This window comes from Citrobacter telavivensis, from assembly GCA_009363175.1.
GTDB classification, from domain to species: domain Bacteria; phylum Pseudomonadota; class Gammaproteobacteria; order Enterobacterales; family Enterobacteriaceae; genus Citrobacter_A; species Citrobacter_A telavivensis.
The window spans coordinates 1,325,487-1,348,107 of record CP045205.1; the positions used below are offsets into that span (position 1 = coordinate 1,325,487).

The 22,621-nt window shown below is 52.1% G+C and carries 24 protein-coding genes and 3 tRNA genes; 13 read left to right on the forward strand and 14 right to left on the reverse strand.

Annotation, left to right across the window (positions count from 1 at the left end):
- Nucleotides 1–24: 24 nt before the first annotated feature.
- Entirely contained in the window at nucleotides 25–930 is a 906-nt protein-coding gene (locus GBC03_08480; protein QFS70241.1) for a GntR family transcriptional regulator, read from the reverse strand.
- A gap of 139 nt (nucleotides 931–1,069) precedes the next feature.
- Between GBC03_08480 and GBC03_08485 the strand changes: the two genes are divergently transcribed.
- Nucleotides 1,070–2,092 (forward strand): alcohol dehydrogenase catalytic domain-containing protein, encoded by a 1,023-nt coding sequence (locus tag GBC03_08485; protein QFS70242.1) that lies wholly within the window; start codon nucleotides 1,070–1,072, stop codon nucleotides 2,090–2,092.
- Between the two features lie 57 nt (nucleotides 2,093–2,149).
- Here GBC03_08485 and opgB read toward each other — a convergent pair whose 3' ends face one another.
- The 6 genes from opgB to GBC03_08515 all read right to left on the reverse strand — a co-directional run bounded on the left by opgB (nucleotide 2,150) and on the right by GBC03_08515 (nucleotide 7,882).
- Nucleotides 2,150–4,441: a phosphatidylglycerol--membrane-oligosaccharide glycerophosphotransferase gene (gene opgB / locus GBC03_08490; protein ID QFS70243.1), complete on the reverse strand. Its 2,292-nt coding sequence runs from the start codon at nucleotides 4,439–4,441 to the stop codon at nucleotides 2,150–2,152.
- 272 nt (nucleotides 4,442–4,713) lie between these two features.
- Nucleotides 4,714–5,208 (reverse strand): DUF2501 domain-containing protein, encoded by a 495-nt coding sequence (locus GBC03_08495; protein ID QFS70244.1) that lies wholly within the window; start codon nucleotides 5,206–5,208, stop codon nucleotides 4,714–4,716.
- Nucleotides 5,209–5,265: 57 nt separating this feature from the next.
- A complete protein-coding gene (gene dnaC / locus GBC03_08500; protein QFS70245.1) occupies nucleotides 5,266–6,003 on the reverse strand; it encodes a DNA replication protein DnaC in 738 nt (245 codons plus the stop codon).
- 2 nt (nucleotides 6,004–6,005) lie between these two features.
- The gene (gene dnaT / locus GBC03_08505; GenBank protein QFS70246.1) at nucleotides 6,006–6,545 is read right to left on the reverse strand and encodes a primosomal protein DnaT; all 540 of its coding nucleotides are present in this window, start codon (nucleotides 6,543–6,545) and stop codon (nucleotides 6,006–6,008) included.
- A gap of 96 nt (nucleotides 6,546–6,641) precedes the next feature.
- Nucleotides 6,642–7,115, reverse strand: coding sequence for a threonine/serine exporter (locus tag GBC03_08510; GenBank protein ID QFS70247.1), 474 nt, complete (start codon nucleotides 7,113–7,115; stop codon nucleotides 6,642–6,644).
- Nucleotides 7,106–7,882, reverse strand: a complete 777-nt coding sequence (locus GBC03_08515) for a hypothetical protein (protein QFS70248.1) — start codon at nucleotides 7,880–7,882, stop codon at nucleotides 7,106–7,108. The genes GBC03_08510 and GBC03_08515 overlap by 10 nt, the downstream gene beginning before the upstream one ends.
- A gap of 295 nt (nucleotides 7,883–8,177) precedes the next feature.
- On the opposite strand from GBC03_08515, the gene pobA reads away from it, so the two are divergent.
- From pobA to bglJ, 4 genes are all read left to right on the forward strand, one after another.
- Entirely contained in the window at nucleotides 8,178–9,365 is a 1,188-nt protein-coding gene (gene pobA / locus GBC03_08520) for a 4-hydroxybenzoate 3-monooxygenase (protein QFS70249.1), read from the forward strand.
- A 12-nt stretch (nucleotides 9,366–9,377) separates the two neighbouring features.
- Nucleotides 9,378–10,253, forward strand: coding sequence for a helix-turn-helix domain-containing protein (locus GBC03_08525; GenBank protein ID QFS73952.1), 876 nt, complete (start codon nucleotides 9,378–9,380; stop codon nucleotides 10,251–10,253).
- Nucleotides 10,254–10,523: 270 nt separating this feature from the next.
- Nucleotides 10,524–11,246, forward strand: coding sequence for a DNA-binding response regulator (locus GBC03_08530; GenBank protein ID QFS70250.1), 723 nt, complete (start codon nucleotides 10,524–10,526; stop codon nucleotides 11,244–11,246).
- Complete coding sequence (gene bglJ, locus GBC03_08535) at nucleotides 11,207–11,839, forward strand: DNA-binding transcriptional activator BglJ (GenBank protein ID QFS70251.1); 633 nt, start codon at nucleotides 11,207–11,209, stop codon at nucleotides 11,837–11,839. Before GBC03_08530 ends, bglJ begins: the two co-directional genes overlap by 40 nt.
- A 26-nt stretch (nucleotides 11,840–11,865) precedes the next feature.
- Here the strand turns inward: bglJ and GBC03_08540 are convergent, their stop codons facing one another.
- On the reverse strand, nucleotides 11,866–12,324 hold the full coding sequence (locus tag GBC03_08540; GenBank protein QFS70252.1) for a YbaK/EbsC family protein: 459 nt from the start codon (nucleotides 12,322–12,324) through the stop codon (nucleotides 11,866–11,868).
- A 235-nt stretch (nucleotides 12,325–12,559) separates the two neighbouring features.
- On the opposite strand from GBC03_08540, the gene GBC03_08545 reads away from it, so the two are divergent.
- Nucleotides 12,560–13,909 (forward strand): PTS sugar transporter subunit IIC, encoded by a 1,350-nt coding sequence (locus GBC03_08545; protein QFS70253.1) that lies wholly within the window; start codon nucleotides 12,560–12,562, stop codon nucleotides 13,907–13,909.
- Nucleotides 13,910–13,934: 25 nt separating this feature from the next.
- On the opposite strand, the gene fhuF is transcribed toward GBC03_08545, so the two are convergent.
- The gene (gene fhuF, locus GBC03_08550) at nucleotides 13,935–14,723 is read right to left on the reverse strand and encodes a siderophore-iron reductase FhuF (GenBank protein ID QFS70254.1); all 789 of its coding nucleotides are present in this window, start codon (nucleotides 14,721–14,723) and stop codon (nucleotides 13,935–13,937) included.
- Nucleotides 14,724–14,836: 113 nt separating this feature from the next.
- Nucleotides 14,837–15,901 carry a diguanylate cyclase gene (locus GBC03_08555; GenBank protein QFS70255.1) on the reverse strand — a complete coding sequence of 355 codons (1,065 nt, stop codon included), beginning with the start codon at nucleotides 15,899–15,901 and terminating at the stop codon, nucleotides 14,837–14,839.
- 262 nt (nucleotides 15,902–16,163) lie between these two features.
- Here GBC03_08555 and GBC03_08560 point away from each other — a divergent pair, with 262 nt between their 5' ends.
- On the forward strand, nucleotides 16,164–16,400 hold the full coding sequence (locus GBC03_08560; GenBank protein QFS73953.1) for a DUF1435 family protein: 237 nt from the start codon (nucleotides 16,164–16,166) through the stop codon (nucleotides 16,398–16,400).
- A 36-nt stretch (nucleotides 16,401–16,436) separates the two neighbouring features.
- On the opposite strand, the gene GBC03_08565 is transcribed toward GBC03_08560, so the two are convergent.
- From GBC03_08565 to rsmC, 4 genes are all read right to left on the reverse strand, one after another.
- Nucleotides 16,437–16,523: transfer RNA gene (locus tag GBC03_08565), tRNA-Leu, on the reverse strand.
- A gap of 31 nt (nucleotides 16,524–16,554) precedes the next feature.
- Nucleotides 16,555–16,641, reverse strand: a tRNA-Leu gene (locus GBC03_08570).
- A 28-nt stretch (nucleotides 16,642–16,669) separates the two neighbouring features.
- Nucleotides 16,670–16,756: transfer RNA gene (locus tag GBC03_08575), tRNA-Leu, on the reverse strand.
- Nucleotides 16,757–16,892: 136 nt separating this feature from the next.
- Complete coding sequence (gene rsmC / locus GBC03_08580) at nucleotides 16,893–17,924, reverse strand: 16S rRNA (guanine(1207)-N(2))-methyltransferase RsmC (GenBank protein QFS70256.1); 1,032 nt, start codon at nucleotides 17,922–17,924, stop codon at nucleotides 16,893–16,895.
- Nucleotides 17,925–18,026: 102 nt separating this feature from the next.
- On the opposite strand from rsmC, the gene GBC03_08585 reads away from it, so the two are divergent.
- The 6 genes from GBC03_08585 (at nucleotide 18,027) to GBC03_08610 (ending at nucleotide 22,541) form a co-directional block, all read left to right on the forward strand.
- On the forward strand, nucleotides 18,027–18,440 hold the full coding sequence (locus tag GBC03_08585; GenBank protein QFS70257.1) for a DNA polymerase III subunit psi: 414 nt from the start codon (nucleotides 18,027–18,029) through the stop codon (nucleotides 18,438–18,440).
- Nucleotides 18,409–18,855: a ribosomal-protein-alanine N-acetyltransferase gene (rimI, locus tag GBC03_08590; protein QFS70258.1), complete on the forward strand. Its 447-nt coding sequence runs from the start codon at nucleotides 18,409–18,411 to the stop codon at nucleotides 18,853–18,855. Before GBC03_08585 ends, rimI begins: the two co-directional genes overlap by 32 nt.
- A gap of 11 nt (nucleotides 18,856–18,866) precedes the next feature.
- Nucleotides 18,867–19,547 carry a pyrimidine 5'-nucleotidase gene (locus GBC03_08595; protein ID QFS70259.1) on the forward strand — a complete coding sequence of 227 codons (681 nt, stop codon included), beginning with the start codon at nucleotides 18,867–18,869 and terminating at the stop codon, nucleotides 19,545–19,547.
- Between the two features lie 92 nt (nucleotides 19,548–19,639).
- Nucleotides 19,640–21,229 (forward strand): peptide chain release factor 3, encoded by a 1,590-nt coding sequence (gene prfC, locus GBC03_08600; GenBank protein ID QFS70260.1) that lies wholly within the window; start codon nucleotides 19,640–19,642, stop codon nucleotides 21,227–21,229.
- A gap of 407 nt (nucleotides 21,230–21,636) precedes the next feature.
- Nucleotides 21,637–22,254: a molecular chaperone OsmY gene (gene osmY / locus GBC03_08605; GenBank protein ID QFS70261.1), complete on the forward strand. Its 618-nt coding sequence runs from the start codon at nucleotides 21,637–21,639 to the stop codon at nucleotides 22,252–22,254.
- Nucleotides 22,255–22,379: 125 nt separating this feature from the next.
- Nucleotides 22,380–22,541 carry a DUF1328 domain-containing protein gene (locus tag GBC03_08610; protein ID QFS70262.1) on the forward strand — a complete coding sequence of 54 codons (162 nt, stop codon included), beginning with the start codon at nucleotides 22,380–22,382 and terminating at the stop codon, nucleotides 22,539–22,541.
- Nucleotides 22,542–22,621: the final 80 nt, after the last annotated feature.

The following is a 22,621-nucleotide window of genomic DNA, read 5'->3' on the forward strand; positions in this document are numbered from 1 at the left end:
TGTTGTTTTTAATGTGTTTTTAATTCATTCATTTTCTTGTCGGATGGAGTGAATCATCGATTGTTTCGCCGTATTCAGGTGGTTTCGCAGCGCAAGAACCGCATCGAGATCGCTGCGGCAAATCAGCGCGCTGAGGATGGTCATGTGCTCATCAATGGCGATGATATTGCGTTGTTTAAGATCGCGTTCATCCCATTGGTAATGGAAATGGAAGATCACGGAGATGATTTCAAGCGACTGATTAAAAAATATATTGTCGGCGGCAGAGAGCAGCAGCGCGTGAAAATCACGGTCTAACAGGGAGAACATGCGGAAGTTGCTACCGACGCTGTCGCGCAGCAGACGGTGGCGTTCAAGCAACATTTTTGCCTGCAGCCAGCGCGGATCGTCATCCGGCAAATTGAGAAAGTGTTGTAGCGCATGGGTTTCCAGCATCTCGCGCAGCTCAAAAAGCTGTTCGGCATAGGATTGATCGAACTTTTTCATGCTCCACTGGCCGCGCTTTTCACTCTGGATGAGATTGTAACGCCCAAATTTTAAAAGGTATTCTCGCACCACTACCGGGCTGACGCCCGCCATCCGGGCCAGTTGAAGTTCAGAAAATGTCTCGCCAGCACGAAGCTGGCGCTGGTTAATCATCGTATAAAACGCCTGCTCAAAAATACGATTTTGCTCCGCCATGGAGGCAGTAGTACAGGCAAAACCATCATCATGTTCAGGGCTACGGGTAATGACATGGTCGTTGCCGACCAGGGTCAATACGCCGCACTCGCTGAGGTGATTGAGCATGTGCCGCACCGTGGTGCGACTGATGTTGTACATCTCGGCTAATGCGCTTTGCGACGGCAGCGGGGAAGGAAGATGACCGCGCGCCATATCATCGATCACCTGGTTAATGACATTGTGACGTAAATTTTGCGAACGGCTCATCGGGATCTCCTTTTGCCTGCATTAAAACCCGATTTAAAACATTTTAATGCGCAGGGTTTCACAAATTAGCTTTCTCGTTACGCGGCTATTTCTATTTTCATCAATATCTGAAGCAACAAAGAAACAGGAGCGCATAACGATGTCCACAATGAATATGTTGATTTGCCAGGAACCCAGGAAATTAATTCATGAGAAACGCGACATTCCGATTCCGGATAAACATGAAGCATTAATTAAAATTAAGTCTGTCGGTATATGTGGAACCGATATTCATGCCTGGGGAGGCAATCAACCTTTTTTCAGTTATCCACGCGTATTAGGCCATGAAATATGTGGGGATATTGTGACGCTCGGCAAGAAGGTAACGCAATTTAAGGTGGGTCAGCAGGTGGCGGTAATTCCCTACGTTGCGTGCCAGCAGTGTCCGGCGTGTCTGGGGGGACGGACGAACTGCTGTGAGAAGATCTCCGTGATCGGCGTGCATCAGGATGGGGGTTTTAGCGAGTATCTCAGCGTTCCGGTGACCAATCTGTTGCAGGCGGAGGGGATTGATCCTCACGCGGCAGCCTTGATCGAGCCTTACGCGATCAGCGCGCATGCGGTGCGTCGGGCAGCGATCGCACCGGGTGATCAGGTGCTGGTCGTTGGGGCCGGGCCGATTGGGATCGGGGCGGCAGCGATTGCGAGGGCTGATGGGGCACAGGTGGTGGTGGCCGATACCAGTATCGCTCGTCGCGAACACGTGACTTCCCGCCTCGGCCTGCCGGTGGTGGATCCCTCTGCGGACGATTTTGAGGCTCAGCTACGTTCGCAATTTGGCGGTTCGCTGGCGCAGAAGGTGCTCGATGCGACGGGTAACCAGCATGCCATGAACAATACCGTTAACCTGATCCGCCACGGCGGCACCATTGTTTTTGTCGGGCTGTTCAAAGGCGACTTGCAGTTCTCTGACCCGGAATTTCACAAGAAAGAGACCACTATGATGGGCAGTCGTAACGCCACGCCGGAGGATTTTGCGAAGGTGGGACGGCTGATGGCGGAAGGCAAACTGAACGCTGAAATGATGCTTACGCATCGCTATCCGTTTAGCCAACTAGCGGAGGTCTTCGAACGCGATGTGATTAATAACCGGACGCTAATCAAAGGGGTGATTACGTTCTGACGATTGCCATGCAGCGCCCGGGGTTGTGTTGGGCGCTGTTTTTTTTATCACCGGTGGTCAGCCCTGGGCGCTGACCACTTTGATTTCAACCATCCCGATCCCCAGCTTACGCGGCGAGTGGCCGAGGATGTTGCCTTCGTTGGTCGGGACCGGATCGGGCGGGACAATCACCAGCGTATCCGCATCCGTCGGGTTGTCGAAATGCAGCGTGGTGGTGGTGACATCGTGACTTAACACCAGCGTCTGCTCTTCCTGGCCTACACGCACCGGAATCGGGCGATTGGCATTGTCGCCAAAGGCTTTCGCAGTGATCACCATGTCGAATTTTTTCGGCAGCGGCTGTTTGTACTCGATCTTCACTTCTTCCGCCAGCTGCGCGTTGGACCAGCGTCCCCAGGATTCCGGACGAGAAATCCCGCTGAACTGCTTCACCTCTTCCGGCGCGCCCGCCACGTTGAAGACAAAACTGTCGGCTTTATAGCGGATGTCGTTGTCGACGATTTTCAGGGTATCGACGTTGCCTTTATAACGCTCCATGTCGATCACCGTGTCTTTAAAGGCCGTTTTACCTTTCCACTGCGCTTTATCAACATGCTGAACGATTTGTTCTCCGCCAAGCTGGCCCTGCGAGACGCACCAGTCGGTTGAGAGCGCCAGCGCCGGTGACCATAACTGGCCCATTTTGTAGCAGCGATCGACCCAGACGAAGTTATCGCGAGGGGCAAAATCGGCAAGCTGGAAGCGCAGCGGGGCGGAGTATTCGCTTTCCGGGAGGGGTTCGACGCGCTTATCCGATATCCTCAACAGCAGCGGCAGACGGAAATGGCTGCCGGAGAAGGCGATCATATTTTTATCCCGGTCGACGGTGAAGTCTTTCATCTCTTTCGGGAAGTTCCACAGGCGAATAATGTCCGGCTTCATAGCGAGGACCTTTTCTTTACTGTTGAGGAACACTTCCGACATCGACTGACCCGACAGGCTGCTGCGTCCCAGGCCGATATAGTTATCGCCGCCGAGAATATCCAGTACCGTCGCGCCGTTATCCATGGTGTTACGTTTGACCGCCAGCGTCTCCTGCTGAGGCTTGTCGCCACGGATCACGAAGAACAGGTTGTTACGATCCTGTTTGTTCAGGTATTTCCATGCGCTGTTGTTCATCGCCAGATGGTCTGAAGAGACCACAATGACGGTATCTTTAAACCACGGTGAGGCTTTGATTTTATTGATAAACGCCGCGATGTTTTCCTGGCTACAGCTGACGGCGCTAAAAGACTGATTGGGTTTACCGTCGAAATCATAGCGTTTGCGCTGACAGGCGCGCGAGATAAAACCATCCGGATGATGGGTATCGACCGTCAGGGTAAACAACGAAAAACGCTGGCCGGAGCGAGAGAGTGCTTCGAACTTCTTCCACGCTTCATCCAGTACCGTATCGTCATAGAAACCCCAATCGTTACGGTAAGTTGGATCGGCGACGACGCTTTTTAGCTCTTCGGCGCCATACAGATAATCGAAGCCGTGGGACTTCAGGAACACGTCTTTCCCGGCAAAACGCAGGTTTGCGCCCTGCACAAAGTGGTTCTGGTAGCCGGAGTTTTTCAGGATATCCCCAAGACAGAGATTCTGCGGGAAGAAGCTGGAGACCGATGCTGACGCATTGCCTTCAAACGGTGCGAACAGGGGGATGCCACACTGGGAGGCGACCATCCCGGCGATGGTGTAGTCTGTTCCCGGTAACTGCTGGGTATGGCTAAAATCCATACCTTCGTTTTTCAACGCGCCGAGTTCCGGAGTGAGTTCCGGGAAGGCCTCATTGTCGAAATAGGTTCGCTCCAGGCTTTCACCGTAGATGTACACCAGATTCAGCTTCGGGTTGGGTATGCTTTTCGCCGGTTCTTTATAGTAGGCCGCGAAATCGGGATCGCCGTCGCGGGTCTGAGATTTGACCAGCTCGCTGATCTGACGAAATGCCGGGCTGGCATCGACGGAACCCAGCGCCAACAGTAGTGCCAGCAGGCTGTAACCAAAATGGTGAGGATGATGACGGCGACGACGCAGCACCCAGCCCAGCGTGCCAAACACAGCCACGAGCGCCAGCGCAATGCCAATGCCCGGCAAAATGTATTTGCCGACACCGGCCCCCGTCAGACTGTTCGTCAACGTGTAGAGTACTGCATCGTTAATGCCATCACCTGTGAAATAGTCGCTGGCAAATAGCGTGATATTCAGAACCACAAAAAGTCCCAGCACCGTCAGGGTGGCGATAAACCACCAGGTGTTGCGACCCGCTTTCCAGGCATAAATCAGTACAGAGGCAAGAAACAGCGCGATGGAGAGTAACTCAGACAACGGACGATCCTCACAAATAGCCTTGCGATAAGGCTCTAAACCAGGTGTTCGACTGGCAGTTCAGCGTTTACAGAAAGTACAATGTAATGGGGTTGTCACTTAGCTGCAATTCTAGTGACATTTAATTACGTTGTTATTCAGAATTGGTTTAGATCGGGACTTTTTTGATCGCCGTCACCTCCCGTTGTTCCTGAGGTGGGCAAAAGAGAAGGGCGAAAAGGGACGAGAAGCGCCGCGTCTGGCGAAAAACGGCCAAAACGCGGCGTCGGGAATCAGGAAATAAAGCTCATACCCTGTTTGAGCACCAGGTCGCAGGCTTTGGTTTTCACTTTTTCTGCGAGCGGCGTGCTGCCGATGTTGTTCAGGTTAAGCTGCTGACCATCTTTGGTATTGAGCAGACCCTGAATACCGTCCAGATAGTTGGTGTCCTGTTTTTGCTCGGTTGCGCCGAGACCCAGTTTATCCAGTACCTGATTTTTCACATTTTCCGCATCGGTAACGGAAGCCAGCTTCTGCTTCGCGCAGTACTGTAAAATCCCGGCTGCGTTATTCATATTGTTTGCACTCAGTGCCTGGTTGCCGCCATTCAGCAGGCTGGTCAGGGAAGAGAGCGACGTGCCGCTTTGCGATGAGGTGGTACTCTGCTTGCTCAGTTCGCTGGCGGCGCTGGAGAGCGAGTCTTGCCAGGAGGCGGCGAAAGTATTGGCTGCGAAGCAGGCGCTGGCCGCTATCGCGCAGCACAGCAAACGTTTTGTCGTTTTCATTATGATTACTCGTGTATAGACCTTCGTCGAAGTATAGCGCCGCTCAGTCTAAGAATGGTCTTAATACTCTTTGCCGGTTACCCGACTGCGGAAACTGTCCCAGTTGAAGATCACCCACAGGCTGTTGCCCAGTCGCATGCGATCCATCACGCGTTCACCCAGCAGCTTGGTCATTTCTTCCATATTACTGTTGGTGAGCATGCCGGTTGGGCGCTTTGAAGAGGAACGACGATCGACGATCTGGTTGATGATCACTTTTTCATAGCGTGATTCGGTTTGTACGCCGATCTCATCAATGACCAGTAGATCAACATTGCTGAGATCGTTCAGCAACTGTTCTTCGCTGGTCTGGCGATTGCTGAACGTCTCTTTCATCGCCGACATGATGTCTGCCACGGTGATAATCAGCACCGACTTTCCGCGCAGCAGCAGTTCGTTACAGATTGCCGCAGCGAGATGGTTTTTCCCCGTCCCCGGTTTGCCGGAGAAGATAAAACTGGCGATGTTGCCATCAAACTCTTCCACATACTGGCGCGCTTTGCTCAGCGCATTCATCTGACCTTCGCATTCAACATGATAGTTATCGAACGAGCAGTTCTGGTGCAACGGACGAATGCCGGAACGGTTAAAGGTGCGCTGCATTTTCATCGCCCGATTTTCGCGAGCCAGCGCGGCGGCGCGAATTTCACCTTGCTCCTTCTGCCATGCCAGTAGCTCTTCACCCGTTTTGAACGCGGGTTCGATATGGGCTGGCATCATTTTTTGCAGACGTTTCATCAGATCGCCAACGTTTTTCATGGTTAACCTCTAAAACCCGGTGGAATTTGATTATCTGGTTCGCTGACCGTGTTCACATCGCGCTTTGGCAGGCCACCATTGCTCGCGCGACCGATCTGGACGCTGCGTGCCAGTTTTTGCTGCCATTGCACGTGATGAAAAACTTTGCCTTCCGCTTGCCAGTAAGCCACGAATGAGGCCAGTTCTTCGGCGGTGACCGGTTCTCTTAACGCCACGCCCCACAGCGCGGCCTGACGCTGAAAGTCGTCATCCGGCTGCCAGTCGGGGTACATGGCGAATTTCCCCAGCGGTACGGCGACCGGTACAGGCTGCGGTTCTTCATAAAACTGTGCATCCAGCGTCACATCGCTCCCCGGTCGGGCGAGCTTTTCTTCGAGCGCCAGCAGTTGTGCCAGACGAGCGGGGGTCAGCGCGTAAAAGGCCGGGGCGTTATTGGCAAACACCGCCACCGCGCCGCCTTCTGACTTCGCCAGCACCGTCTGATGATCGTGTAATAAGGCGTCAATACCAATGACGTCTGGGGTCAAAATTCTGGATGACATAACGTTTCTCAAGACTGACTGCAACCGAGAAGGGACACTGCTTCTATAGTAACACATCGATGAGGAGCAGCGGCAGGGATGCGCCTGCCGCGGCGATTAAACGCGTGGGCGTTTCCGGTAGAGCCACAGGCCGGGCACGGAGAGTCCGATCGAAAGCGCGCCCACAATCGACGAGGCTTTCAGGAAATTGGTCAACAGCGTAATCATCAACGGTTCGCTGTAGCCGAAGTGGCTGATTTTCACCGCCGAGATCATCGCCGTATAGGCTGAGATTCCAGGGAACATCGGGATCACCGCCGCAACGGTAAACACTTTGGGATGCGCCAGATACCAGCGCGACCATTGAATGCCAATGCTACCGACGAGCAGCGAGGCGACAAACGTGGACCATTCAATATTAAATCCGGCGGTCATCATCACCATCCGCGAACCGTGACCGAGCGCGCCAAGCAGCGCACACCAGGGCAGCGCGCGGTGCGGGACGTTAAAGACCATCGCGAACCCCACGGCGGGGATCGCGGAAAGCAACATGTCCTGCATTAGCGCAAGAATGAAATCGATTATACCCATCCGCGAAGCCCCCAAAGTGTCAGCGCCATGACCACGCCCACGCAGGTCGCGAGCGTCAGCAGGCTGGCGATAGCCCAGCGCGCCAGACCGGTATTAATGTGTCCTTTAAACATATCCGCCACCGCATTGATCAGCGGAAAGCCGGGAACCAGCAGCAAGACGCTGGCGGCCATTGCCACCGAGGGCGTCTGGCTAAAGGTAGGAAGATGCAGCATCAGACCGGAAATGGTGGTCGCGACAAATGCGGTAACGCAAAAGTTGATCTGCGGATGTAAATGGCGATGTGCCAGGATCTGACGAATATACATCGCCACCATACTGGCAAAAAAGGTAATCACCGCGCCGTCCCAACCACCATCATTCAGCTTACAGAAGCAGGCACAGGAGAGGCCGACCATTAGCGCGACCAGCCAGCGCGGATAGCGCAAGGGTCTGACCTGACTGAAGCGCTTCTCTACGCCTTTGTAATCCAGCAGCTTGTGTTCGGCGAGAATGACGATGTGCTGAACCTCCGTGACCACATGCATATTAATGCCGCGATCCTGGTTTTTTCGCGTGGAGGTCAGGCATTGCCCGTCTTTAATGGTGGTCAGAACGATAGCATTGGAGGAGATAGCGCTTTCGACGCTGTCCATCCCCAATGCCAGCCCAAGTCGGGTAGAAAGTTCATCAACCAACGCGCTCTCCGCGCCGTGTTGCAGTAAAAAAAGCCCACACTGAATGCATAACCGTGTAACCGTTCGCTGTAATGACTGCTCTTCTTGCATGACTCGCCCTGGCTGAAAAGACGTGTTGCGTACTGTCGAATGACGAAAGACTCCTTTGTATCACGAAGCGCGCATTTTTTGGCTCCGGCTGAGATCAATCTTTTTGTTGAAAAAAGAACCTGCCATGCGGTGGCCAGAATTTGAACTGCTCCACAGTTTTGCTAAATCGGTGAAAAGTGCAATTTTTGCCCGCATTTGGACCTTCTTTTTCTGTGCCTGCTTATCAAAAATGCAATTTGAAACTTTTATTCAACATTGATTAAACAAATAATCAACCAAGCAGGTGGGGAATGTAATGAAAACTCAGGTCGCAATTATTGGGGCAGGACCTTCTGGGCTGCTGTTAGGTCAGTTGCTGCATAAGGCGGGGATCCGCACACTCATCATTGAACGTCAGACGCCAGAGTATGTGTTGGGGCGCATCCGGGCAGGGATCCTCGAGAGTGGAACCGTCTCGCTCTTGCGGGAGGCCGGCGTGGCGCAGCGTATGGACAGCGAAGGTCTGGTGCATCACGGCGTTGAGTTTATTTTTGACGGTAAACGCATTCCCGTCGCGCTGAGCGAATTAACCGGCGGCAAAAGCGTAATGGTCTACGGGCAGACGGAAGTCACACGGGACCTGATGCAGGCGCGTAGCGATTGTGGCGCGCCTACGATTTATGGCGTCCAGCAGGTTGAGATTCACGATGCCAAAAGTGACCGCCCCTCAGTCACGTTTGAGAAAGAGGGGGAGAAGTGCCGCATTGAGTGTGATTTCATTGCCGGGTGTGATGGATTCCACGGCATTTCGCGACAAAGTATTCCGCGAGATGTCATCCGCGAGTACGAAAGTATCTGGCCGTTTGGCTGGCTGGGGTTACTTGCCGATACGCCGCCGGTCAATCCGGAGTTGATTTATGCGCATCATGAGCGCGGATTTGTACTTTGTAGTCAGCGCTCACTAACCAGAAGTCGCTACTATTTGCAGGTCCCGCTCAGCGAGCAGGTGGAATCCTGGAGCGATGAGCGCTTCTGGGGCGAGCTGAAACGGCGTTTGCCTGAGGAACTGGCCACGAAGTTAGTGACTGGTCACTCACTTGAAAAGAGTATCGCGCCATTACGCAGCTACGTGGTGGAACCGATGCAGTACGGCAAGCTCTTTCTGGTCGGTGATGCGGCACATATCGTTCCGCCGACCGGTGCAAAGGGGCTGAATCTGGCCGCGTCTGACGTGAATTATTTATGGCGTATTTTGACGCAGTACTATCAGCACGGGCGTAGCGATCTGCTGGCGACCTATTCCCGGTTGGCCCTTAACCGGGTGTGGAAAGGAGAGCGATTCAGCTGGTTTATGACCCACCTGCTGCATGATTTTCAGGAAAAGAGCGATTTTGATCGCAAGATGCAGGAGGCGGATCGTCAGTACTATCTGGGTTCGAGGGCTGGGCTGACGACGATTGCGGAGAACTACGTCGGACTGCCTTATGAAACGGTGGGTAAATGATGAGGAAAAATGATGCAACTGGCTGACGTTATTCCTGTTTTTAAACTGTATGGTGAACAACAGGGATGGCCAACCCCCGATCTGCTGCACTGCGAGTCGATTCATCAGCGTAGCAGTTTGTATGAATGGCATATTCGGGTGCATCAGCATGCGGAGATCGTCCAGTTACTCTACTTGCATCGGGGTGAAGCAACGATTGAAATTGAGGGGCAGACGACGGTGAGGCGCGATGCCTGTATTCAGGTCGTTCCTGCGCTTTGTGTCCACGGTTTTCGCTTTTCCCCCGGAACCCAGGGCTATGTTCTCTCTCTGGCGTTGCCGCTGATTGGCCGCCTGGAATCCCAGTTTCCACAGCTGCTGCCTTTGCTGAATAGTCCGCAGTGCATATCGGTGGCTCAGTCCCGCAGTCACATCCGCACGTTTTTTTCCGCCTTGCAGAAGGAGTATCAGACGGATAACGAGGCGCGGGAAATGATGTTGTTTTCGTTGCTGAGTGCGTTGCTGGTCTGGCTTCGTCGGCAGAGTCGGCCCATTGCGCAATCGAATGACACTCTGGCGCGTCGGCGTAGCACACTCCGTCTTTTTGCCCGTCAGATTGAGAGCCACTATCGTGAGCATCTTCCCCTTACAGAATATGCGCATCGAATCGGCCTCTCTGCCAATTATCTGAATCAGTTATGTCGTGAATTTCATCATTGCAGTGCATTAAACGTTTTGCATCAGCGGTTGATGCTCGAAGCCAAGCGCAGCCTGCAATATACCAGCATGACCATAAGTCAGATCTCCGACTATCTGGGATTCAGTGATGTAACCTATTTTTCCCGTTTTTTTAAAAAACATTCAACGTTGTCTCCGAAGTCATATCGGGAATTAATTAAAAACAAATAGTTTGTCCAAATTTGGATAAATAAAAAAATCGTATATAAAATAGGAATGTTTAATGTCCCATTCAGGAATATAGTGTACATATTGACAATATCGACTTGTATTATACCCCGTGATAGTTGTATAACCACATCTTGCGAAATTAAAGAAAAACACCAAGGATAAACAATTCATATTGGCTATTATTCTGTTCTTTGTATTGTATCGTTGTATGTATTAATACTCATGCGATCCAGTTAATAGCAGATAAATTCATATGAATGTGGAGGATATATGTTGCCAGGATGCTGCAAAAACGGAATTGTCATCAGTAAAGTCCCTGTTATACAAGCGGGATTCCACGGCGTTATGCAACGGCATTTCCCGGAGTATGAGCTTACCGTTTGTGGTGTGGTAGAAGAACTCACGCCACTACAACTCCGGCGGGCGGAGTTGGCGATCGTGGATTTAACCGGTGAATGCCAACACCCGCGCACGGTCTGCGAACGATTCTACACACTCCTTTCTCAATATCGTGATATCCATTGGGTTTTCCTGGTGTCACGTGCGTATTACGCGCAGGCGGTTGAATTGCTGATACGCCCCTTCAGTACGCTGCTGTCTGACGTCGAACCAATTGAGAGTCTGGTAAGCACCATCCGTTCCGGGCATAACAGTCCTGACCGAATCAGCAAAATGTTGTTGTCGCCCCCTCCGTTAGAACATCTGGAATTCAGTTCCCACGCTATCCTCTTGACGCTTTCAGAGCGAAAAGTACTGCGCCTGTTGGGGAAGGGGTGGGGGATCAATCAAATTGCGGCGTTACTTAAGAAAAGCAATAAAACTATCAGCGCCCAGAAAAACAGCGCCATGCGCCGCTTATCAATACACAGTAATGCGGAAATGTATGCATGGATTAACAGTTCTCAGGGAGCCAGAGAGCTGAATTTACCTTCGGTATATGGAGAGTCAGCGGAATGGAAAATAGAAACCGTACGCGAAATGTCGCACTCATAGAAAAATGTGTTATGAGCGGAATTGGTATTCAGAATCTATTTAACGCAATCTCAGATAACCAATATAAACTGCATCTCTATTTGACGCTGGATGATTTTCAACAGGCGATGAGTACGACAGTTTTTTCTGCCGTTATTTTCTCTCTCTCCTCGGTCCGAAAAGCCAGGCGGGTAGAACTAATGAGCCTTACCGAACTGTCTGAAAACTATCCTGCTATGCGTCGTCTGGTTATTGCGGATGATGATGCTGAAGCGCGTTTAATCAGCGCACTGTCGCCCTCCCCGTTAGATGGTGTGCTGAGTAAAGCAAACTCGCTCCCTGCGCTGCAGGAGGCGTTATTTACCGCATTAAGCGGCACGCGGCGGATCAGTGAAAGTAATAACAATCTCTGGTATCTCAATCAGAGCCGCATGCTGAGTCCAACCGAGCGTGAGATTTTGCGCTTTATGTCTAACGGCTACTCAATGCCGCAAATTGCGATTGAACTGGCGCGGAATATTAAGACCATCCGGGCGCACAAGTTTAACGTGATGTCGAAACTGGGCGTCAATTCTGACGCCGGTTTACTGCATGCGGCAGATATTTTGCTTTAACCGCCGCGAAAGCTAAAAACGGATGATTACTGGCACACATCAACCCAGGTGGCTGAAGTCAGTTCAGCCATACGCTCTGGTGCAATACGCACTGCGCTATATGTGGCTCCTGCTGCCGGAAGGACTTCGGTGAACGATCGTAAAGAGACGTCACAATAAACGGGCAACGGAGTTTCCAGCCCGAAAGGGCAAACCCCGCCAACGGGATGCCCCGTCGCGTTGACGACTTCATCACTGTTCAGCATGCGCGCTTTGGCACCGAAGGTGCTTTTGAGCTTTTTATTGTCCAGTCTTGCGTCGCCTTTGGCGACAACCAGGATGATGGTGTCTTTCACCTTCAGCGAAAGGGTTTTTGCTATTTGTCCGGGCTGTACGTTATGTGCTTTGGCCGCCAGTTCAACCGTCGCGGTACTTTGTTTTAATTCAATGATTTCAATATCCGGGGCATGTTCGGCCAGAAATTGCCGTACCGATTGCAGACTCATTCGATTCTCCTGACACCATTTCTGCAGTCCCCGACGCTTCAGAAAACTGCGAGTGTAATTTGGCATAAGTCGTCCTGTACTGTAAATATTTTAATATAACAAACCAGCAACATGGGTGATTTTTCGATCCTCTTCACAATCACGGAAACCGGTTACCGTAACCGGTTGCAGTCTGTGAAAGAGCGATTAATACTGGAGTTGTCACTTCCTCTGTATCACATAAAAAGAGCCACTTATGAAATCTACCAACCATGCAGTCTTTAATGTGATTTTTCGGTTTGTTGAAAACTATGTCAGCCCGATTGCCGGGCGCATTTCTTCACAGCGTCATGTTATGTCTATCCGTGACGGCTTTATTTCCGCGATGCCATTTATGATTGTCGGATCGTTTCTGTTGGTATTTGCCTATCCTCCGTTTTCGCCGGATACCACCTGGGGATTTGCCCGGGCCTGGCTGGATATGGCGAAACAGTTTGAAGGGCAGATCCTGACCCCTTTTGATATGACCATGGGGATCATGTCGATCTATATTTGTGCCGCTATTGCCTATAACCTGGGCAAACATTACGCGAAGTCACATCAGTTGGATCCGTTCATGTGCGCCATGCTCTCCACCATGGCGTTCTTACTGGTCGCTGCGCCTAAAACAAAAGGCACTCTGCCTGTGGACAGCCTCGGCGGAACGGGGATTTTTACGGCGATTCTGGTGGCAATTTATTGCGTAGAAATGATGCGTTTTCTGAAGGCACATAACATTGGCATTCGTTTACCCGATCAGGTTCCGCCGATGATCAAAAACTCATTCGATCTCCTGATTCCGGTGCTGGTGGTGGTGCTCACATTGTACCCGCTCAGCCTGCTGATTCAGGCACAGTTCGACATGCTCATCCCGCAGGCCATTATGTCTATTTTTAAACCGCTGGTATCGGCTGCCGATTCTCTGCCAGCGATTTTACTGGCGGTGCTGATTGGCCATTTGTTGTGGTTTGCCGGTATTCACGGCGCGGCGATCGTCTCCGGGATGCTGCAAATGTTTTGGCTGACCAACCTCGGTATGAACCAGACTGCGCTGGCGCAGGGCGCACCGTTACCGCATATTTTCATGGAGGCATTCTGGACATTCTTCATCGTGATCGGTGGGTCGGGTGCAACAATGGGGCTGGTGATTTGCTATTTGCGCAGTCGTTCCGTACATCTGCGTTCGATAGGCCGACTGAGTGTGGTTCCCAGTATCTTCAACATTAACGAGCCGGTGATTTTTGGTACGCCTATCGTCATGAATCCCGTGTTCTTTATTCCTTTCCTGCTGGCACCGATGGTGAATGCCGTGCTGGCCTGGGCGGCGATGAAACTGGATCTGATTGGTCGCGTGATTTCGGTGGTGCCATGGACCGCGCCGGCACCTGTCGGTGCGGCGTGGGCGCTAGGTTGGGATTATCGCGCAGCGATTCTGGTGGTTCTTCTGGCTATCGTTTCTGCCGTCATCTATTTCCCGTTCTTTAAAGTGTACGAGAAGCAGCTGCTGGAACAAGAGGCGGAAGAGGCACAGCGTTCAGACGCGGAAAACGAGCAGATTGCGTTGTAATCCTCAGGGGGCGAACGCTCCCTGATTACTTCAGCGTACAGTCACCGCACTGCTGAACGTCCGGCAGACGATAACGCTGACAGCATGTTCTGCGTACCAGAATCCCCTCGCGAGGGACGACCGTGCGCCAGAGTGGGTTGTCAGCACCACAGGACAACTGCTTTTCAAAGAAGCAGCCCTGGCGCAGCGTGTTCAACAACTCTTCACCCAGCAGCGGTTTCATCTCCGTGAGATACCAGTTAATCAGATAGCCGGTATTGCTCCAGATAAGTTTACCGTTGATTTCTCCGGTTGCCTCAAGCGCCTGGATGACCGGAGTCAACGCCTGCTTAACCAATGTTTCCATGCGCGCCTGCGGTGATTGCGTCGTCGCCAGACGATCCTGATGCACGTCAATCCAGAAGCACGCTGCACGCCCCGTCTCGTGAAACTCCACGTGGACGTGTTCGGGAGAGACATCAATTGCCGTCTCCTGCGTCAGCAGGGCAAGCATCAGTGGGGGCACCATCAGACCGATGTACCACTGTGCCCACAGCGAGATTAATGGTTTGTTTTCGCGCGGCTGCGCGGGGTGGTTGCGATAAATATGATTGGAGTAAATTGCCAGCAGAGACTGGAGTTCGCTTGGGCGACGCCATTGTGCCAGTGTCATCGCGCTCGGAGGGGCGGGTTCATCCAGACGGATGAAATCCAGCAGATGCTCACGCGTCTGGGCTATGGTTGCACGCACGGCCTCAGCCAGCGAGGGCATCTGCGGTTGGAGATGCCCTCGCCAGATGACATCGTCAATAATCGGTGCGGAACGATAGGCCATGAGTTAGATAGTAATATAAATGATAATGATTGCTAATCCTAGCGACAGGCATAACCGATAGCAAGATCTTTGTCAGTCTGACGTTCAACGGCGCATTAATTGGCTACGGCGTGTCAGGCGATACCCGGATCGTCACTGACTAAAATATGGTTACGCCCCAGATCTTTCGCTTTATAGAGCGCCTTATCAGCATGACGAATCGCCTCTTCGACATCTCCCCCTACCAGAGGCGCAATACCAATACTGATTGTTACCTGCGTTGCGACGTTCTCATTGAACATATGGGGAATTTTAAGATCGTAAACATTCTGCCGGATACGTTCAGCCGCCTCGCGGGCTGTCAGTGGATCGCTCGCCGTCAGGAGCACCATAAACTCTTCACCGCCAAAACGGGCGACAATATCGCGTGAACGCACGGCATTGCGGATCGCGGCGGAAACGCGGATCAGGGCCTGATCGCCCATCATATGCCCATAGTGATCGTTGTAGGCTTTGAAATGGTCGATGTCGATCAGCAAAACGTAATGCTCATGCGTATCCAGTTCCAGCACAGCTTTCAGCTTATGCTGGAGTCCTCGCCGATTATACAATCCCGTTAAGGGGTCGAGCATACTCAGGTCGGTCAGCGTCTCTCTTTCGGCGAGCAGTTTGAACATAAGTTGCTGGGCGAAATCGTCGTAGCGCTTTTGAATCACATGCTGAATGGCAATACCAGCCATGGGCAGGGCCATAAAATAGAGCAGTCGTAGAGCGTGCTCGCTACCGTTCAGACATAAACAGGCCAACAAGGACGGCAGTGAATGGAGGGTAAATGCGACGATGTTATTGGCAAACGCAATTGATCCAATAAACAACACGCTCAGCAGTGCGATCAGCAAAAAGGAATAGTCAGGATTCTGCAACGTCTGGTATTTCAGCGTAATGTGCGCTGCCCATAAACCGCCAAAGAGTATTGAGATGACATGGAGATTAATCCGCTTCTTCGCATACCTTACATGCCATGTCAGCAACGCAGTGCTCAGCACAAGGATGAGAGACACCGGTGTGGAGACGGTTTTACTGGGATAGATAGGAAAAGCAATGGCAAACAACGCAGAAATAGCGTTGAGAAACAAAAAGAGTCGCAGAGAGAGTTGGTACTTTTTAGTGCGCAGCGTTTGCCAGGATTGTGCAGTCATATCTTAACGTCATTATTTATCTAACAATTACACTGTTCACGTCGCATACACTGTTCACGACACATAAATAATGGGTGAGAAGATGCTTGCCTGGAATCAGATTATTGTATCTGTACGTTTACCGTTGTGCAATTTATCACCTTAAATAATTCATGTCATCATTGCTTGAGTAAAGCTCATATAAGTGACGTATGGATTGCTGACAAATGAGAAAAATTGTCATATGATATTGGTTATCATTATCGATGTGAGAGGTGAAACCATGTTGCAACGGGCGCTGGGGAGTGGCTGGGGAGTATTGCTGCCTGGAATCGTCATTACCGGGCTGGCATTTGCCGATCTTTCTCTCGGGGCATGGAAGGCCATCATTGTATTAGGGTTATTGCTGACCCCGGTGATGCTCTATCACAAACAATTGCGGCACTTTGTGTTGCTGCCATCGTGTGTCGTGCTGATCGGTGGAATGATGCTGGTAATGATGAACTGGAATCAGGGATGAAAACCGGGAATGCTACAGAGAGGGATGTAAGATAATTGGTGCGAGGGGGGGGACTTGAACCCCCACGTCCGTAAGGACACTAACACCTGAAGCTAGCGCGTCTACCAATTCCGCCACCTTCGCACAGTCATCTTACTTTTTGATATCGCCTCGTTGGTGCGAGGGGGGGGACTTGAACCCCCACGTCCGTAAGAACACTAACACCTGAAGCTAGCGCGTCTACCAATTCCGCCACCTTCGCCCAGTGCGAGCAATATCAACGTGGTTTATGGTGCGAGGGGGGGGACTTGAACCCCCACGTCCGTAAGGACACTAACACCTGAAGCTAGCGCGTCTACCAATTCCGCCACCTTCGCATACCATCGATTCTTAAAAAGAATCACTACCACGGAGGCGCATTCTAGTGGTTTTCAGCTATTCGTCAATAGTTAATTACGTGGGGCAGCGGTGATTGCTGCAAAAACGGCCATTCGCATGGCCGTCATTGTGATATCACGCTTTTTTCGCCTGGCGGGTCATGACCGTGCGATACACTTTGAAGCGTCCGGTCTGGGCGATGACGTCGTGGAAGCCAAAGGTCTCATCCAGTATCTGCGGATACGGCAGGAAAGCGTTAGCGACAATGCGCAGTTCGCCGCCGCTGTTCAGGTGACGTACGGCACCGCGAATCAGGGTTTGCGCGGCATCCAGGCTGGTTTGCATACCGTCATGGAACGGCGGGTTGGAGATTATCATATCAAACCGGCCCGTCACTTCGGAGAAGACGTTACTGGCGAAGACCTCGCCCTCAATGCCGTTTGCAGCCAGCGTGGCGCGACTGGCTTCAACCGCCGGCGCCGCAACGTCGCAGAGGGTTAAACGTACTTTCGGCGAATGGCTGGCAAGCGCTACGGAAAGTACGCCTGCGCCGCAGCCGACGTCCAGCACTTTCCCTTTGGTATGCGGCGTCAGGGTGGACAGCAGCAACTGACTGCCAACATCCAGACCATCGCGACTGAATACGCCCGGCAGGGTTTTTATCGTCAACCCCTCAGCGTTGTATTCGCCCCAGAATTTTTCTGCGTCAAACGTTGGCTGTTTGTCCAGACGACCATGATACAGCCCGCAGCGGCGCGCGCTGTCGATTTTGTTCAGCGAGGCATATTCGGCCAGCATTTGCTCAGCGCTGCGCACGCCGCTGCGGTTTTCGCCGACCACAAAAATGTCAGTGCCAACGGGAAGTAGTGACAGAATATTCATCAACTGGAACTGGGCTTCCGGTTTGTTTTTCGGCCAGTAGTAGATAAAAGTGTCGCAATCGGCAACGTCTTGCGCTTGTGCAACAAGGCTAAAGCGCGCGTTGTCGCCCATCTGGCGGCTCAGCACCTGCCAGTGGTGGAACTGCTGCGTATGTACGCGGCTGGCAGCGCATTCAAAACGTGCGGGCAGGTCATCCTGCAAATCTCCGGCAAACAGAATACGGCTTTGTTCGAAATCATCACTGTGGCGCAGCAAGACTTCACTTGCCGGGGTTAAAGCAGACATGGAAAACTCCTTAATTCATACAGCGGGCGATTATAGACGTTTGATGGCGTCTATTCGACTAATTTGCTATATTTGCGCCCCTGAATACAGGAGCGATTCGCTATGACAACCCGACGAGACTGGCAGTTACAGCAACTGGGCATTACCCAGTGGTCGCTGCGTCGCCCCGGCGCGTTGCAGGGAGAGATCGCGATTTCCATTCCTGCGCACGTCCGTCTGGTGATGGTAGGTGAAATACTGCCGCCGCTGACTGAACCTCTGGTAAGCGATATTCTGCGCGCGTTAACCCTGAGCCCCGATCAGGTTTTGCAGGTGACGCCGGAACGCGTTGCGATGCTGCCGCAGGGCAGCCGCTGCAACAGCTGGCGGCTGGGCACAGAAGCGCCGCTGTCACTGGAAGGTGCGCAGGTTGCAACGCCGGCTTTTGATGAATTGCGGGCAAACCCAGCGGCACGCGCCGCGCTATGGCAACAAATCTGCACACATGAACACGATTTCTTCCCTCAGTCAGAGTGATTTACCCGCCGCGTTTCAGATTGAAAAACGCGCCCATGCGTTTCCCTGGAGCGAACACACTTTTGCCAGTAATCAGGGGGAGCGCTATCTCAACTATCAATTGACGGTAGAAGGGAGAATGGCGGCGTTTGCGATTACGCAGGTCGTGCTGGATGAAGCTACGCTGTTCAACATTGCCGTTGATCCCGATTTTCAGCGCCGGGGATTCGGGAAAGCGCTGCTGGAACATCTCATTGATGAGTTAGAAAAACGCGGCGTCCTGACGCTGTGGCTGGAGGTTCGCGCCTCCAACGTTGCCGCCATCGCATTGTATGAAAGCCTGGGCTTTAACGAGGCAACGATTCGCCGCAATTATTATCCGACCGCTGACGGTCGTGAGGACGCCATCATAATGGCACTGCCAATCAGTATGTAAAAGAAGGTGTAATGATGAAGTGGGACTGGATTTTCTTTGATGCCGACGAAACGCTGTTCACATTTGACTCGTTTACTGGCTTACAGCGGATGTTTCTCGATTACAGCATCACCTTTACCGCTGAAGATTTTCAGGACTACCAGGCCGTGAATAAACCGCTGTGGGTGGATTATCAGAACGGCGCGATCACGTCATTACAGCTTCAGCATGCCCGCTTCCAGAGCTGGGCTGAACGGTTAAAGGTCGAGCCCGGCTCGCTGAATGATGCCTTTATGAATGCGATGGCTGAAATTTGCGCGCCGCTGCCGGGAGCCGTTTCGCTGCTCAATGCGATTCGCGGCAAAGCCAAAATAGGCATTATTACCAATGGGTTCACCTCTTTACAGCAGATCCGCCTGGAACGTACAGGACTTCGCGACTACTTTGATTTGCTGGTCATTTCCGAAGAAGTTGGCGTGGCAAAGCCGGATCCGAAGATTTTTGATTACGCCCTGGCGCAGGCGGGCAATCCCGATCGCGCTCGGGTGCTGATGGTGGGGGATACCGCTGCGTCCGATATTCTCGGCGGCATCAACGCCGGGCTTTCTACCTGCTGGCTGAATGCGCATCATCGTGAGCAGCCGGAAGGCATCAAGCCGACGTGGACCGTATCGTCATTACACGAACTGGAGCAACTCCTGTGTAAACACTGATTGCCTCCCCCCCGCTGATGGGTAAAATAGCCGCAATTTTTCGTATTCAACATGCGCGGTGCGACACCGCGTTTACTCAAGAAGAATGAACTATGACGTTGTCTCCTTATTTGCAGGAGGTGGCCAAGCGCCGCACTTTTGCCATTATTTCTCACCCGGATGCCGGTAAAACGACCATCACAGAGAAGGTGTTGCTGTTCGGACAGGCGATCCAGACTGCCGGTACGGTAAAAGGCCGTGGTTCCAGTCAGCATGCGAAATCGGACTGGATGGAAATGGAAAAGCAGCGTGGGATCTCCATTACCACCTCCGTCATGCAGTTTCCGTATCATAACTGTCTGGTCAACCTGCTGGACACCCCGGGGCACGAAGACTTCTCCGAAGATACCTATCGTACTTTGACGGCGGTGGACTGCTGCCTGATGGTGATCGACGCTGCAAAAGGCGTCGAGGATCGTACCCGTAAACTGATGGAAGTCACCCGTCTGCGCGATACGCCGATCCTGACCTTTATGAACAAACTCGACCGCGATATCCGTGACCCGATGGAGTTGCTGGACGAAGTAGAGAACGAACTGAAAATCGGCTGTGCGCCGATCACCTGGCCGATTGGCTGCGGTAAGTTGTTCAAAGGGGTTTATCACCTTTATAAAGATGAAACCTATCTGTATCAGACGGGTAAAGGTCATACCATCCAGGAAGTACGCATTGTTAAAGGTTTGGATAACCCGGCTCTCGACGCGGCCGTTGGGGAAGACTTAGCGCAGCAACTGCGCGACGAACTGGAACTGGTGAAGGGCGCCTCTAACGAGTTTGATAAAGAACTGTTCCTGGCGGGCGAAATTACCCCGGTCTTCTTTGGTACCGCGCTGGGTAACTTCGGCGTTGATCACATGCTGGACGGTTTGGTGGAGTGGGCGCCAGCGCCAATGCCGCGCAAGACTGATACTCGCGTGGTGGAAGCGGAAGAAGAGAAGTTCACCGGCTTCGTCTTTAAAATTCAGGCCAACATGGATCCGAAACACCGTGACCGCGTGGCATTTATGCGCGTCGTTTCCGGTAAGTACGAAAAAGGCATGAAGCTGCGTCAGGTCCGTATTGGCAAAGACGTGGTGATCTCTGATGCGCTGACCTTTATGGCTGGTGACCGTTCGCATGTGGAAGAGGCTTATCCGGGTGATATTCTCGGTCTGCACAACCACGGTACTATCCAGATTGGCGATACGTTCACTCAGGGTGAAATGATGAAGTTCACCGGTATTCCGAACTTCGCGCCGGAACTGTTCCGTCGTATTCGCCTGAAAGATCCGCTGAAGCAGAAACAGTTGCTGAAAGGTCTGGTCCAGCTCTCCGAAGAGGGCGCGGTGCAGGTCTTCCGCCCAATCGCCAACAACGATCTGATCGTGGGCGCGGTCGGTGTACTGCAGTTCGACGTGGTGGTTGCCCGTCTGAAGAGCGAATACAACGTTGAGGCCATTTATGAGTCCGTCAACGTGGCGACCGCTCGCTGGGTGGAATGTGCTGACGCGAAGAAATTCGAAGAGTTTAAACGTAAGAACGAAGTTCAACTGGCGCTCGATGGCGGCGATAACCTGACCTACATCGCACCAACGATGGTGAACCTTAATCTGACGCAAGAGCGTTATCCTGACGTTCAGTTCCGCAAGACGCGCGAACACTAATCCCCCCTTCAGGGCGTGGCAGCCGCTGCGCCCTGCGACTTTTCCTGCCTTATTAGCCCGTTGCGGAATGTTCTTAAATCCCTCTGTTTTGCTTATGACTGCCTGTTTTTTGCGCAGTTCGCCGCGCTTTTTCAAAATTGTGATCTATATTTAACAAAGTGATGACATAAATATTGGCTTTAAATACCGTTCAATGCGTGAATCTAAGTGCTTAAAGCTAATGTCTATTGTAGTCACGATATTAATAACTGACTCAGAGAGCCACCTGTCAGCGCATCATCATCACCTTTTGTGATTGTGACCGCTGCCATTGACTTCTGAGCTGGGTGAATTTTTCACCACATTCAGCAATGCAACCTTATGTTGCCTGAGCTCAAATTATGAGCAAACCATACAGGAATTAATCGATGATTATGACAAGACTGAAGATTTCTAAAACTCTGCTGGCCGTGATGTTGACCTCCGCTGTGGCAACGGGTTCTGCGTATGCAGAAAACACCACAATGGATAAAGCGCAATCCGGTGTAGAAAGCGCAGGGCAGAAAGTCGATAGCTCTATGAATAAAGTCGGTAATTTCATGGATGACAGCGCCATTACCGCGAAAGTGAAAGCGGCACTGGTGGATCATGAAAGCATTAAGAGCACCGATATTTCCGTCAAAACCGATCAGAAAGTGGTGACGCTGAGCGGCTTCGTTGAAAGCCAGGCGCAGGCGGAAGAGGCCGTGAATGTAGCGAAAGGCGTTGAAGGCGTCACTTCCGTCAGCGACAAACTCCACGTTCGCGACAGCAAATCAGACTCCGTGAAAGGCTATGCCGGCGATACGGCAACGACCAGCGAGATTAAAGCGAAACTGCTGGCGGATGACATCGTTCCTTCCCGCAAAGTGAAAGTTGAAACGACCGATGGCGTGGTCCAACTTTCCGGCACCGTTGATTCTCAGGCGCAAATTGAGCGTGCTGAGAGCATTGCAAAAGCCGTTGATGGCGTAAAAAGCGTCAAAAACGATCTGAAAGCGCAGTAAGTCTTCGTTTTCTCCTCCGACCTGGGTCGGAGGACGTCATGGGCACGACACAAACAATAGCGTGAATGAGTGGCCTGAGCGCTCATATCAAGCGGTCGATATTAACTATGGTAAAGGAGAAGCGTATGTTTCGTTGGGGCATTATATTTCTGGTTATCGCGTTAATTGCCGCCGCTTTGGGATTTGGTGGACTGGCCGGCACCGCAGCGGGTGCGGCGAAAATTGTCTTCGTTGTCGGGATTATTCTCTTCCTGGTCAGCCTGTTTACAGGGCGTAAGCGGCCCTAGCGCCTAAACCACACCATGATTCTGTTGTTAAGCCAGTCCGGTGGACTGGCTTTTTCGGTTTTAGCCGCCGCCTATTTGCG